Origin of the sequence: Bradyrhizobium sp. SBR1B, from assembly GCF_014198205.1 — a bacterium.
In the GTDB taxonomy this organism is placed as follows: domain Bacteria; phylum Pseudomonadota; class Alphaproteobacteria; order Rhizobiales; family Xanthobacteraceae; genus Bradyrhizobium.
The window spans coordinates 1-13,694 of sequence record NZ_JACIHC010000028.1; the positions used below are offsets into that span (position 1 = coordinate 1).

Sequence of the window (13,694 nt, forward strand, 5' to 3'; positions counted from 1 at the left end):
TGCTGCCGGCGGGCTCGTCTGCTCATCGTCTCTCCTGATTCGCGGGACAATCTTGCCCGCCGTCAGGCACAAACTCCACTTATCGCCCTGTCCAGATTTCCGGAGCCAGCTCTAATCACCCGTCGCATTCGCACCTCCTGCCAATCAGACCACATGACGGGAGCTACGGGCGACACGACAACTACGGATTCGCGCTCTCAGCGCAACCGGGCGAGTCGCAGAGGCGGCCAGCTACTAACTCGAGCTCGCGACTCATGGTATGCATCGGCCTGCCCGCACCTTCGTGCTCCCGGTGCCTCTGTCCCGATGGTCGCACCATACGTCAGGATGCAGAACATCGCAGCGGAACGTTGGCACCAAGAAATCTCACACCGGTTACAAACCCAATCGAGAGCGTGTTCGCCACCGTGCGGCACAGGACGGTGCGCACCAAGGGCTCGTTGTCGCCGACCACGGCCAGGCTGATGGTGTTCAAGCTGGTCATCGCTGCAGCAAAGACCTGGCGGCGGCTCAAAGGCACAAATCAGTTGCCGCAGCTGATCGCAGGTGTCAGATTCAACGACGGCATCGAGGTCATCCAAATGCCGGCAAACCACGCCGCCTGATCACCTCGTCACCCAAAATCCCGCATAACTCCTCTCAAGCATCGGCTCACCACAGCATTTCATCACGACCCTGACGTCGCGAGCCGGGGCAGGCCGCTCAAGGTGGTGGCGCCTTCGATCTAAACAGCGGGAAAGTTAGCGGGGCGGAGACAGCGCTAACTGCCGCCTCGTCCACTTCATGCGCAATGCGCTGGCACATGCCGGCAAGAGCGGCCGCCGCGTCGTCTCCGCCTTCATCGCCACTGCGTTTGCCCAGGACGATGCCGAGGCCGCACGAACCCAATGGCGCAAGGTCGCCGATCAGCTCGCCCCAAGCTGCCCAAGCTGGCCAGCTTCCTCGGAGGCTGAGAGCGATGTGCTGGCCTACATGACGTTCCGGTAAACAAAGACGTTGCATTTGACGTATTGGCGACCGTGCATCACGCTCGGTATCTTTGCAGGACGTATGCCCCGGTACGGCCGCTCATAGTAGGCATGCCTACTTGGAATAAGTTAACGACACCTGAGACAGACAAGCGGACCGAGCGAATCCTACACCTCGAGGAATGCTTCTGATTCGTCGCCTCACTGCTCCTCTTGGCGTTGTCGGATATGAATGTCTGGGTGTTCCCTACCTGTCGTGTTTCGATGGCGTCTCACTTAGAGGCGGTAAGGGCCGCAGGGGCTTATACGTCCAGAGGTGAAAACAGGACCGGGGAATACTTGATTGACGCACTGCGGAACGTGAAGCCCGCGCTTGCGCCAAGCTATGATCGAAAACGTTTGCGGGGAACTCGCTGGCGAAAAAATCAATGGGAATGCGCTGCTTAAGCGCCTAGATTGTTTTGAGTAGTTTCAACATTATTACTACACTCATGAGGAGTTTGTGCAAGCGTTAGAAGCTGCTGGCACAGAGTTTCGAGAAGAGCTCGCCCTGTCGAGTTACCGCCCGTTTGACCGGCTGTCTCACACGGTTTCTCTCGCTAGATCTTGATTTTAATTGGTGGCGCACCAGAACATCATCGCTCTTGCTCCTTCATTCTTAACGGGCCTTCGTGACGCGCCTCGTCTTTGTCGTTTCGCGGTAGGTGGCGCTCTTGAGCAGAGTCTAGGATGCTTGCGCGTGCAAAGGAACGACCTTTTCCGAGATGCTGCGCGATCCGTTCCTTGGCGAATGCCATAGTGCTCTGGCGAGCACTCTCATCATTGGGCAGCGCGCGTTCGACGAGCTTGTTGATCACGACAAGCTGGGATTGGACAGCGAGCAGGTCGGAATCATGCCCTGCCCCTGGCCGGTCTGCACGGCGTTCCTCCACCGTCACTTTCCACATGTTGCGCCACATCTGGCGCCGTTCAGCGCTAGCGGCTCCTGTGGCGGCGTCTATGGACTTGATCGACCTGATGACGGGTTCGACGCTATCCCTTCGCAGTGTGATGCGGTCGCCAGGCCTGGCGCCACTGTCTGCGACGTCCGTTACAATGCCGACGCCCCACACCTGATGTCGCCGACCATCGTCTAATTCGATGGCTACATAGGTTGACGGCTCCGCGTCGGCGCGGTTGCGATACGGGCCGAAACCGACCTCTATCAGACGTCCGGAAACGCCCTTGTCGTAATCGAGCCTATCCGCCTGCAGTGACCTGCCGGAGGCCGAGTGAGCCTCGACATCATTGGTATGGGCGTGGGCTCGATCCCATGCGACTCGTCGGTCAGCGAGCGCCTGGCGATCAAGTTCGTTTGGCTGAAAGCCCTGCACCTCTATTCCGCGCGCGCTAGCCTCGAGCCAAGCCTCGCGTCGGAACTCGACGGAACCACGGACATGCAGTGCCTCCCACCGGCGATGGTGTGCCACACTGACCATGTCCCGGATCACCTCGGCGGCAGCGATGCGGGTGACCAAGCGATCGTCAGTGGTCTTGAACGCAAGATACTCTTTTCGCTCATCGGCGTAGAGCCGCGCTTCGCGGCCAGATCCATCCTTTTCGGATGCACTGGCCACCAAGTAGTATTTCCGACGGATACGATCCGGAAACGCACTATCAGTGACCTCCGCGGATGAGGGCTTGTTAGGGGCTGGTGCTATGGACTCGCATTCCCCCTTTTCTCGGGCGGAAGCGCGCCCGGCGCGACGTTGCCGCTCCAGGCTGAAGCCCTCGCTCGCATCACGTATGTCGTTCATGCTGCTCACCCTTCTGCCTGCGACCCATCCGCCGCGACGGCGGAATGACCTGAGCATCGATGTAGTTCAGGGTCCAGGCTTTCAGGTCGTCTTCGGAGAGACCTTCAAGGTCGACATCCACATCCCCGAAATCGAAGCTGGCGCCGGCAGGAATCGTGGAAGGGTCGGCCACCTCCTCATCGGTCATGGGCCGCGCTCGCAGTACCACGCGCAACTCGGCAATCTCGGAGCGCAGCTCCTTAAGTTCAGCATCCAGCAGCGCATTTGAACGTCCCTTGGGCAGTTCTGGGACGGGCGCCGGCAGCAATCGCTGCAGAAAAGACTTGTCTTCGTAATAGATGATCTTCTCGGCAATGATGGGGGGGATTCCCGTACCGAGAATGAAGGCTTTGGATTTCGGAAGAAGCTTCAGCTCTTGCGGCAGCATCAGGGCGCGACGATGCTCGGATACGGTCTCGCTGATCGCGCGCATCGCCAGCCCTTTTGGTCCGCTGCGGCTGCGGGCGTTCACAGTCTCGAAGCCGAGGCGCTCCGAGAGCTCGTTGGCCACGTCCTGCTCCTTCGGAGCAAATACGACCTCAACGGCATGGTTGGTCATGAAGTTGCGCGCAGCGTCGACCCCGTAGATGGCGCGCAGCTGCGCCGGGCTCTGGACGACGGTGAGAAGGCGGATGCCGTATCCGGCAATGAAGGCGACCGATTTTGCCAGCACATTGACGTTGCCCAGCGCCGGAAATTCGTCCAGCAAGAGCAATACCTTGCGAGTGAGTTTTGGGTTCTGTTCCGGCAGCTCGCGGGTATTGAGATTGACCACCTGCTGAAAGAACAGATTGAGAAGCGGCGCCATGCGGTCGAGATTGTCAGGTGTCACCCCAAGGTAGATCGACATGGGCTGCTGCCTCAGCTGCCGCAGGTCGAAATCATTGCTCGAGGTTGCGGCATCGATGCGGGGATTGAGCCAGAGACCGAGCCGTGCCGTCACCGTCTTGCGGACCGAGTTCAACGTGTTCTCTGAGGCGGCGAGAAAATCGTTTAGCGCTGTGATGCAGTGCCGCGACAGCGGGGAAGGACCTGCCTTGCGGTCAGAGATGATCTTATCGAAGTGGGCTTTGAGATCCTGGGTCGCCGACAGCTGGCGCAGAATCTCACCGATCGTCAAAGGCAAGCCCGGTGTTTCCGCGACATAGCCGCCGATCGCCACAAAGGATGAACGTGCCGCCTCGAACCAGAACGGATCGCCGCGGCTTTCGGCCGGAAACAGCATCACCGCGATGCGCTGCAGATCGTCATAGAGGTCGGCGGGGTCGCTGCGCACATAGCCCAGGGGATTGTAACGTGCGGTGCGACCGTTCTCGTCGAGGGGATCGAACAGATGGACTTCCTGCCCGTGGGCGGCGCGAAAGCCTGCCGAACGATCCCAGTTCTCTTTCTTGACGTCGAGGGCAACAACTGAATCCGGCCAATTGAGCAGGTTCGGAATAACATAGCCGACACCCTTCCCCGCGCGGGTTGGGGCGTAAAGGAGGACGTGCTCCGATCCACCGAAGCAGAGCATTTTTCCATCTTTGCGGCCGAGCAGCAGACCGTCTTTTGACCGCAGGCCGGCGGCCTTGATCTCTCGCTCGGAGGCAAAGCGGGCTTTGCCGTGTAGGGGAAGCGGACGCTGCCGAAGGATGGCGCCAAGCAGAGCAAAGACCACAATCAGGCCGGCGAGAGTCGACAGCGTTAGCCAGCGGTCGAAGCGCGGGTCGGCGCCATAGCGCGGCAAGCCTGTGGCGATCTCCGACCAGTGAAAGCCGCCATCGTGAAGCCTGAGCCCGAGCAGCAGAACGTTCGAGGCGACCAGAAGGAAGACTGCGGCGGCCCCGAACGCAAGCGCCGTACCCTGTGCCGCCTTAACGGGCGTGGTCGCGTTTGCGAACGGGGTCATAGTAGATTTCCGAAATGCGATATCGCCCATTGCGCTTCTGCATCTGGACGACGACGTCGACGAGATGCAGCAAGAGGGAACGGATATCGTCGCGATGAAGGTCCCGTCCCTCCGCACTCTCCTTGACCAGGAGTGTCATCTGTTCGAAGGCAAGGCGGGCGCTGTCGGCGTGAACCGTCGTGATCGACCCCGGGTGGCCTGAATTCACGTTCCTGAGATAAAAGAAGGCGGTGCCGTCGCGCAGCTCCTGCAAAAGGATGCGATCTGGCCGCATGCGCAAGGACGACTCGAGCAGTTCGCGGGGGCCGATCTTGGCCACGCCCTGCCCGTCCTTGGCATAGAGGAGCCGGACACAATTCTGATGCGGGATGGCGAGCTCGGCGGTGTCTTCAATGGTGAGCAGCCGCTCATGCGGCGGGATCGCCGCAATCAGCGCCTTGGACAGAGTGGTCTTGCCAGAACCGGTCGCCCCCGAGATCAGGATATTGCGGCGCGTGCGCACCGCGAGCTCAAGGAAATCGCGCCATTGGCCCGCCTCTTTCAGAGCAAGCAGTCGACGCTCGTCGGGATCCAGCTCGTCGCTGGCGGAGCGGACTTCATCGAACAGCTTTACCCGCGCAAGAGCGTCCAGGTTCATAGTCAGTGTCGAGGGCTTGCGGATTGTGAGGCTGATCGTGCCAGCTGGCACGGCAGGCGGCACGACGATCTGGCAGCGCTCCTCGCCGATCAGGCTGGTCGATACGACCGGGTATTCCGGCCCGATGTCCTGACGAGTATGGCTGGCAGCCGCGGTCGCAAGGTGAGAGAGATAGGCGCGCGTAAGGGCTGCGACTTCATGCCGGATCCAACCGTTGGATCCCTCCACGAAGATCTCGCCGGGGCGGTTGACGACGATTTCAGTCAGGGTGTCGTCGGCCAAGTATGGAGCCAGCGGCTCGAGGTAGCGCGCCAACACCAGGCGACCACTGTCCAGTCCGGTGAATGCGACTTGGCTCATTTCGTCCCCACGGCGGGCCCGACGAGGCGTCCGGGAATGGTGCGGTCGAGAATCTCGGTGCGGCTTTCGATCCGTTTGAGCTGGTAGACCGACGAGAAATCTAGGTCGCGCGCGACAAAGATATTGACGAGCTCGCCCTGATTCTTGCTCAGCGTCGGCGGGATGTTGATGGACTGCTCGACGGCGATGCCGGCAGCCGTGTTGGTCGCGCCAGCCGTGTTGTTGATCTGGATCGAGCCGTCTTGCAGCTGGCGTCCGATCGCAGAGGCATCGCCAACGATTGACAACAATAGCGCCGAGCCGAAGCGTTCCCAGAAGTGCGTGTCGATGTCGCCGTCGAACCCTGCGCGACCGAGCGCATCCGTGGCGGGCGAGGCCAGCGCTACGATGACACCTGTCGGTGTCTTGGCGCGAGCCCATAGCACAAACATTCGTTTTGAGCCGCGCCGGACATTGCCGCGGTATTCGCCAACGACTTGCGTGCCCTTTTCCATGAGCACAACGTTGCCGGAATCCGACATCACGTCGCGCAGCACGACGCAGGAGACGAAGCCGGACACATCCGACGACATTGCGGTCTCGAGCACGCAAGGGATTGACGTGCCCTGGGTAACCAGAAGATTGCGATTGGGCAGCCGCGCCGCCCGCACGCCCTCGATCGGCGTGGGTTTGAGCTTCTCGGCAAGCTCATTGCGTGGCTCGGGCCGCCCGAAATCAAAGGGATCAGCTGGGACGCCACCGGCCGGGACGTCGCGGGCCGAACGTCCCGATGCGACCGGCCGATTATATGCCAGCACCGGTGCGCGCCGCGCGCTTTCGAGCATCTGGTCGGGAGCCGGCGCGGCGGCCATCGGCGGGGCTGGGATGGGTGCGATCGGAATTGATGCCGTGGTGACCGGTACAGCGGGTGTTTCCGCGGCGGGCTCGAAGGCCGCCGCCTGGCGGATCATGAGCTTTCGGGCCGAATCCGTGACCGGCTTATCGCTTTTCCAGGTTCCCCAGATGATCAGGAAGGCGAATGCGGTGAGCGCGAGCGCGCCAAAGCCGCGTTTGAGCATTGCTGTTCGACCATTGTCCCCTCCTCCCACCGGGGTAATTCCGCGCTCGCCGGCAAGCGTCTCATGTTCAAGCTCGGTCATGTTGCACCCGCCTCATCGTGCCTTAAGGGTTGGAGATGACCTCTTCGCCCGCCGCTCGACCGAGGGGCTCGTGGTGTTGGTGCCGGGATTGACGCCGACAGCATCGAACGCTTCGTTGAAGATACAGAGCACGATGTCGCCCTTGCGCAGTCGGAACTCGCGGGCCGTGGCGTGGACGACCACGAGCTCGCCGCGGACATCCTTGGGCACCAGACTTTCAGAGCCGTCCGAGTTGATCAGATAGATCGCCGGGATCTCGCGATTGCCAGCGAAGCGGAATGTGGTTTCTTTGCCGTCGTCGAAGACGGCTTCGGGTTCGAGGTCGATCGAGCCCTGGGCCGAAAAACGCCAGTTGCGCGCGCCATAGGCATGATGCAGGTCAAAGGTCTGATCGATCAGCGCGCCTTCCCGCTCGGCGCCCCGGGCGGCCGCCTCAATGCGCCGGCGCTCGATTTCGTCGCCGGGATAGGCAAAGCGGACGACGAAGTAGCTGTCCGCCAGCGTCGTCTCGGCGATCGACAATTCGAATTGATAGGAGCGCTTGCGTCCGTCGGGCCGCGTGGTGACGACCTGCAGATTGGTCGGTGGGTGTTTTTCGCGCGGCTTGAGGAACAGGATCGAACCAGCCGGCGCGACTTCCCATGCGATCGCGTCGCCGATGGCGACATGCGCGATCTCCTCGTCATCGGCAAACACGACCTGGGTCGAGGCGCGAATGACGCCGTTGAGGCGGACCACATTGGCTGGGTCGTAGGTCACGGTGCGCACACGCGCATCGTGTTGCCCCGGCGCTGGCTGCTGCAGCGCCAGCACGGGCCCGACGAATCCTAGAGCTAGAGAGATCAGAAGCGCAAAACGTTTCATGGCACGACCTCCGGATCGGCGCGATATTCCGAAACCAGAAAGCCGAGCGGATTGATCAGGCGGTCTGCGGAGGACATCGGTGCGCTGGCATAAGAGAACGTCAGGGTCGACACCCAGTGCGTCACATGGGTTTCCTCGCCCTTGCGGCTCTCTTTCATGAACCGCACAGATGCGACGTTGTCGGCCAGCAGCGAAATCGCCTTGATACGTATCGTGGCAATCCCGAAGCGGCCCTGAACGACTTGCGGGCTCTCGGGATTGGAGCCTCGGTACCAAGCTGCGAAACGGGCCTGTTCGCCCTGGCCCGAAAGCAGCGAAATCGTCCGAAAGTTGGTTTCAGCCTCCGGGTAGCTGTAACCCTCACGCGCGCGTACGTAGCGTCCAAGGAAATATTTGGTGACGGCCTCGTCGTAGCGTACCGGCGTCGAGTTGAGGGCCGAGACGGTGTCGACAATGCCGGTGGCATTGTCGACCCGAATGACGAACGGTTCGACGGTCTTCAGCGGCGCCAGCGCAGCGACCGCACCAACCGAGGCCACAGCCAAAGCGCAGGCGCCCGCGGCAACCACCCACGCTGTTCGCCGCGAGCGATGGGCCGAGAGCAAAAGGTCCTGTTCCCATCGCCGCGCATTCTCGAAATAGCTCTTCAGATCATCCTGCCCAACCATCTCACGCCTCCTTGCCGCAGGAGCGATAAGAGGCCGCAATGCCAGCCCAGCGGTCGGACGCAGCGAGATGGGAAGGTGCGGACAAGCCGCCTTCGCCCTTCCGGATGGTGGGTGCGGATGGCTCAGCTGGCGGCACGGGTGTCGCTGACGGCGCGCCCGACTCCCAATCCCAGAGCGAGCGATTGAGCGGCCGCCGAGTCAGGCCATCACAGGACGGCGGCCCCTTTGACCAGTTCGCGCAGCCGCCAAGCTGCCATGCGATGACGCAGATGATGAATAGTCGACGCCACATCGTTCTGATGCCCCTGTCTTGCTTGTCGCCTGATGCCGGCGATCTTTGCTTACGTTGTCGAAGTACCCTGGGATTGCGCCCGCCGCATGCTGCCGCCCTGGCGGCCGGCTCTGAGTGCGGCAAGGCCGCGGCCGGCCGACCAGCGAGCGCCGGCATAGGCACCGCCGGCGGCGGCCGTCGCGTTGGCAATCATCGGGCTGGTGACCAGTCGGCTTGCTAGCGATGCCCCGCCGCCGGCGAGACCACCTGCGATGATGGGCAGCTGAAGCGCGATGTACCCGGACAGGCCCAACACGGCGCTGATGGCGATCGCGGCGACCACCAGCTCGCCGGCCGTTCCCGCATTCGCCGCGAACCGGTCCATGAAGCCGCTGACAGTGGACAGCATCAACCCGACCAGTGCGACAACAAGGACCAGCAGGATCACGAAATTCGCTACCTGCCGAAGCCAGGCTTCCGTAAATGGCCGCGTTGCCTCAAACAGTCCCAGTGCAATGAAGATTGGGCCAAGCGCGATGACGACGCCTAGGCCCACTTTGGCGTAGAGCAGGATGGCAAATTGTAGGAACGACCCGACGGCCACAAAGACCAGGAGAATGGCTGCTATGAGCGCGGGTGCGATATTGGTCAACCCGGCTTGTTTGTAGATCCTGTTGGCGACATCAATTCCCTTAGAGAGGAGCTGATCGAATGGCGCTCCGGAACTGGTATTCAGTCCAGCGCCTGCTAGCGCATTGCCGATCTCTTTGGGCAAGGAATCGAAGAACAATCCCGTGACGTAGTGTTGGAACTCACTCGCGTTCGTCGCTAAAAGCACCACGACGACGATCCGCATTGCGCGCCAGGCAAACTCCATGATCGGCTCGGAGATCGCGCCGCGCATTACGGCAAACCCATAGAGAATGACATAGAGCGTCACCGCGGTACGAAGTGGACCGTCGATGTAAGAGGCGAGGTTCGAGACCGAGGTCGACACGAATGCCGTGATCGGTTGCTCAAATTCTTTCAGGAAACTGTCGAAGACGTTTATGGCCACGCGGCGAATCCTTATTTAAGGGCGTCTTCCATCTCTTTGATGGTGACTTGGTTGCGGGCCTCGTTTGCATTGATGCAATTGGGCGTCTTCTCCAGTTCTCCGGGGTTGTCGCTGCATCCCTGGAGAGTCGCCGCAAGCTCGCCCCGATGATCAAGGAACCAGCCGACCGTCTTGCCCTGCTGACCCTTGTCGGCTTCGTTGCAACCCGTGAGAGCTGCGGCGACAGCGAAAAGGAGAATTGCAAGTCTCGTTTTCATTGCAGAGCCGCCTTCATCTCATCGATCAGTTGTTCCTGTTTCTCCCGCTCCCGCTGACCATCCATGTCCATGCGAGCCTGCTGAATCATCGTCAGTCCCTGCATTCGGAGCACGTCGTTTTGCAGCAGCGCCTGTTCGGCCTGCAGCCGCGCGGAGAGATCGAGGGTCTCCTTGGCGTCCGTCGCCGAGCTGATGCGGGCCCTGAGCTCCTCAAGCGCATCGATCCGCTGCGAGGCGGTGTCATAGACCGCCTGGCCCAGGGAATGCTTCGCTCCCGTCTGTCGGGCGATCCGGTCGAGCTCGCTCTGGTAGTAGGAGTTGCCGCTGTTGCCGGCGTACGCTCGGTTCTGCGAAAGATAATGGTTGATGGAATCGGCGAAATTGCCGCCACCCTGCCCTGCGACGAGCCGTTCGATGTCCGAGAATTGTTGGGGCAGAACTTTGCGGAACTGCGGCGTGTTCAAGAGCGCGCCGATGTCGTTCGCGGTCGTCCGCTTGTTGAAGCTGTCATAGAGCTGCTTGGCTTGGCTTAATTGATCCTGTGCCACTTTGAGCTGCGACGTCAGGGTATCGACCTGCTTCTTCAGCTCCGTCAGTTGCTCAAACTGCCGCGCATAGACGCTTGGGTCGAACACGATTTCCGCCCTGGCCGGTGAGGCCGTCAGCAAGATGACGACAGACAGGCAGGCGAGAGCCGCCAGGATACGTTGAACCATCATCGGGCCGTCCTCCGTTCCGCGTGAAATACCGGCAGCCATTGCGCGGGGTTGTCGCCGACCTGCTGGCGAATGCGGTCGAGCAGCTCGACGGTTTCCGTGCGTCCCGACAAGACGGCGAGCGCATCGTCGAAACCGCCAAGGTCGAGCTCTGCCACCACGGAGTTATGGCCTTGCTTGACCAGGAATCGCCGGCTTTCCGGCGCGAGTTCCTCCTTGATCAGGCGGAATTCTGTGTCAGTCAGGTGAAAGCCGTCGACATAGTCCGAACGCGTGCCACGCGCGTTGGGCAGGAAGATCTGGGTTGGGCATTGTTCAACAATGGTGTGCGCGATCGGCGAGGCCAGCGCGTCGCGGGGCGACTGCGTGCCGAACACCATGACCCCGTTCTGCTTGCGGATGGTTTTTAGTTTGTTGTTGGCGAGATCGCGAAACGCCCCATCACCAAGTGCCTTCCAGAACTCGTCGATGTCGATGATCAGGCGACGACCGTCGATCAGCCGCTCCACCCGATGGAACAGGTACATCATCAGCGGAGTGCGAACGGTGGGATGATCCAGGAGATCGGTCATGTCGAAACCAATGAACCGGGCGTCGAGACCAATCGCATCCTGATCACCATCGAGCGCCCAGCCGAATGGAGCTCCCCGGCACCATCGCTCAAGCCGCGCGCCGATGCCCTCCCGATCCTGCTGACCAAGAAATGCCCGCAACGTCCCGAATGATCGCTCCGACTGCCGCAACTGACCGAGCGCGCGCAGCCCGGAATCGATCCTTTCCTCCTCGACCACGGTCAGCGCGCGGTCGTCTGGCGTGACGAGTTTCCGGACAAGTTCTCCCAGGAATGAAAGATTTGCTGGAGTCAGCTCCAGCGCCTTGAGCGGCGCGCATCCGGTCGGGGCGCCATTGTGGAGCGTCAAATAGGTGCCGCTGGCGGCACGCACGAAAATCTCGGCGCCACGGTCCTTGTCAAAGAAAACGTAGGACGCTCCTAACCGCTCGGCCTGCGACAGCAGGAAGTTCTGTACGACGGTCTTGCCGGACCCCGAGGGGCCGCAGATGAAGGTGTTGCCGAGATCGCCATGATGGAAGGAGAAATAGAAGGGCGATCCGGATGCGGTCTTAAGCATCGCTACCGCCGGTCCCCAATGGTTGCCCATAGGCTGCCCTGTGGGATAGGTGTGGAATGGCGAAAACGCGGCGAAATTGCGCGAGTTGATCGCGCCGGTGCGTGCCCGATACTTGAAAAGCCCGGGAAGCTGAGCCCAATAGGCTGCTTCAAGTCCGAGATCTTCCCGGGCGACCACGGCACCCGCATCGGCCAGTGCGCGCCGGGCCACGCTCATGTGATCCTGTAGCTGCGAAGGCGTGTCGGCGTAGACCAGGAGGGAGAGGTGATGGTCTCCAAGCACGAACCGGTTGGATTCGAGATCGTCGAGCGCGTCAGAGAGCTCATCGATTTGCGAAGCGGCGGGATCCTGGGCCGAGACCAGCTGGTTCTGCTTACGCGTCAGGACCGTCTTGGCATCTGCCTTCCCCAAAAACGCGAATGATTGCGTGACGATCAGTTCAAACGGCGCCGAAAGAAGCGCGTTCAACAGGCCTGGCCGAGTAGACGCCGGATATTCCTTGAGGCCGAACATGCCAGCGAAGCGCGATCCGCCGGCCCCGCGAATCTCAAGGGCTTCGCGGCCAAAGATGACGCGATTCGAATAGAGTGCGGGGCCGATCGGCCCTTGCGGCAACGGCATCGCCATCCATTCCCCGGAAGCCAGAACATGGAGCAACTCCATCGGTTCTGAGAAAGTGATGCCGTTGCGCTCGACCAATCCGACCGTTCGGGCGCCGTAACGGTCGAGTGCTGCAACGATATCTCGCGTAGCATCGTCGAGGCGCTTCAGGGCCGCGCTGTCGACCTCGGCGGAATTCCCACCACTTCGACCGAGCCGCCGAAAGAACGCTGCCGCCGTATCCGTCGCCGCACGGCCGGGGTGACAAACCAGGGTCAGATAGAGATCGTTGCGAAACAGCGCTTCCTTGCAAAGCCGCTCTCGATATTGTGCGTCAAGTGCGGCTGCAAAGGTCGACCGGAAGACGCCGTCGGGATAGACGGACGTCCGTCGGCGCACCAGGTGGCTCCAGAGCGCGAGCTGCGGATCTGCGACGTTGCGCAGGGTCAGATTCAGCTTGCTGTGAAGATCGTTCAGATCCGACGTCTCGGCCGTCTCGAAGGAGGTGCCGTCAATCCGGATCACCGTCGCCAGGGCTCGGGTCGTGAGACTGATCACCGTGTTGGTGACATGCCGACCGAACGGCAGATAGACGTCGGGCTCAATCTCTCGGGTTTTCAGCGCCCTGTTACGCATAACCAAGGTCCCTTGTTCGATATCGCCGCAGGAGTTTGAGGGGCGTGCAGGACGAGCCGCCCCAGAATGCTGCGTTGCGCGCGCGGCCTCGGGTTTCGATCCAGGCAAGCAGGATCCGGAACATATTGGGGTCGTGCCGGCAGATGATGCGGCAAAGCCCATGGATCGGAATTGCGACCAGGCCGTAGACGATGCTCCCGGCCACCAGGAAGAGGATGCAGGAGAACATCACGTTGAGCGCCAGGGCTTCCATGGTGACGCCGGCGACCATGGCGGGACGCGTACATGCGAGGAACAAGGTGTCCTCGGTGAGACGCGGGGCCTCGATCATCAATGGCCCCCAGCCAAGGTCGAGACCACCTCGGAGGCGCCGAACGTGATGGCGACGCCCAGCACGACATAGGCGGCCTTGCGCAGATCGAGATAGCCAAACATCCAGGCGATGCCGACGATGATGACCGCGAGTGTGGCCAGCAGGCGAGCAACGTTGCCGGTCAGCATGTTGACGATGTTCTGCAGCACGCCTTCTATGTTCGCAGTCTGAGCCAGCGCCGGCTCCACCAACGCAATGCTGAGAACGGCCCCCATGCAAAAGAGGGCAGCGGAGTGTTTAAGAGGAGAGGTCATGGCTCGGCTCCGATTAGCACTGCAGCCGGACTCCTGCC

General features: G+C 61.3%; 12 protein-coding genes and 2 pseudogenes. 2 read left to right on the forward strand and 12 right to left on the reverse strand.

Annotation, left to right across the window (positions count from 1 at the left end; all coding sequences use genetic code 11):
- Positions 1-377: 377 nt before the first annotated feature.
- Both GGD61_RS37010 and GGD61_RS37015 read left to right on the forward strand, forming a co-directional pair.
- Positions 378-605 (forward strand): annotated as a pseudogene (locus GGD61_RS37010) (IS256 family transposase); the annotation flags it as partial.
- Between the two features lie 169 nt (positions 606-774).
- Positions 775-981: pseudogene (locus GGD61_RS37015) on the forward strand (transposase); the annotation flags it as partial.
- Between the two features lie 622 nt (positions 982-1,603).
- Here GGD61_RS37015 and GGD61_RS37020 read toward each other — a convergent pair.
- The 12 genes from GGD61_RS37020 to GGD61_RS37075 form a co-directional block, all read right to left on the reverse strand.
- Positions 1,604-2,764, reverse strand: a complete 1,161-nt coding sequence (locus GGD61_RS37020; protein ID WP_183232193.1) for an LPD7 domain-containing protein — start codon at positions 2,762-2,764, stop codon at positions 1,604-1,606.
- Entirely contained in the window at positions 2,748-4,694 is a 1,947-nt protein-coding gene (locus GGD61_RS37025) for a type IV secretory system conjugative DNA transfer family protein (RefSeq protein ID WP_183232194.1), read from the reverse strand. The genes GGD61_RS37020 and GGD61_RS37025 overlap by 17 nt, the downstream gene beginning before the upstream one ends.
- Complete coding sequence (gene virB11 / locus GGD61_RS37030) at positions 4,660-5,691, reverse strand: P-type DNA transfer ATPase VirB11 (protein ID WP_183232195.1); 1,032 nt, start codon at positions 5,689-5,691, stop codon at positions 4,660-4,662. The genes GGD61_RS37025 and virB11 overlap by 35 nt, the downstream gene beginning before the upstream one ends.
- Entirely contained in the window at positions 5,688-6,830 is a 1,143-nt protein-coding gene (gene virB10 / locus GGD61_RS37035) for a type IV secretion system protein VirB10 (protein ID WP_183232196.1), read from the reverse strand. Before virB10 ends, virB11 begins: the two co-directional genes overlap by 4 nt.
- Before the next feature lie 12 nt (positions 6,831-6,842).
- A complete protein-coding gene (gene virB9, locus GGD61_RS37040) occupies positions 6,843-7,694 on the reverse strand; it encodes a P-type conjugative transfer protein VirB9 (protein WP_183232197.1) in 852 nt (283 codons plus the stop codon).
- Positions 7,691-8,362 (reverse strand): virB8 family protein, encoded by a 672-nt coding sequence (locus GGD61_RS37045; RefSeq protein WP_183232198.1) that lies wholly within the window; start codon positions 8,360-8,362, stop codon positions 7,691-7,693. Before GGD61_RS37045 ends, virB9 begins: the two co-directional genes overlap by 4 nt.
- A 341-nt stretch (positions 8,363-8,703) precedes the next feature.
- On the reverse strand, positions 8,704-9,690 hold the full coding sequence (locus GGD61_RS37050; protein WP_183232199.1) for a type IV secretion system protein: 987 nt from the start codon (positions 9,688-9,690) through the stop codon (positions 8,704-8,706).
- Between the two features lie 11 nt (positions 9,691-9,701).
- Positions 9,702-9,947, reverse strand: a complete 246-nt coding sequence (locus GGD61_RS37055) for an EexN family lipoprotein (RefSeq protein WP_183232200.1) — start codon at positions 9,945-9,947, stop codon at positions 9,702-9,704.
- Entirely contained in the window at positions 9,944-10,666 is a 723-nt protein-coding gene (gene virB5, locus GGD61_RS37060; RefSeq protein WP_183232201.1) for a P-type DNA transfer protein VirB5, read from the reverse strand. The genes GGD61_RS37055 and virB5 overlap by 4 nt, the downstream gene beginning before the upstream one ends.
- On the reverse strand, positions 10,663-13,029 hold the full coding sequence (locus GGD61_RS37065) for a VirB4 family type IV secretion/conjugal transfer ATPase (RefSeq protein WP_183232202.1): 2,367 nt from the start codon (positions 13,027-13,029) through the stop codon (positions 10,663-10,665). The genes virB5 and GGD61_RS37065 overlap by 4 nt, the downstream gene beginning before the upstream one ends.
- Complete coding sequence (locus tag GGD61_RS37070) at positions 13,022-13,360, reverse strand: type IV secretion system protein VirB3 (RefSeq protein ID WP_183232203.1); 339 nt, start codon at positions 13,358-13,360, stop codon at positions 13,022-13,024. The genes GGD61_RS37065 and GGD61_RS37070 overlap by 8 nt, the downstream gene beginning before the upstream one ends.
- Positions 13,360-13,656: a TrbC/VirB2 family protein gene (locus tag GGD61_RS37075; protein WP_183232204.1), complete on the reverse strand. Its 297-nt coding sequence runs from the start codon at positions 13,654-13,656 to the stop codon at positions 13,360-13,362. Before GGD61_RS37075 ends, GGD61_RS37070 begins: the two co-directional genes overlap by 1 nt.
- Positions 13,657-13,694: the final 38 nt, after the last annotated feature.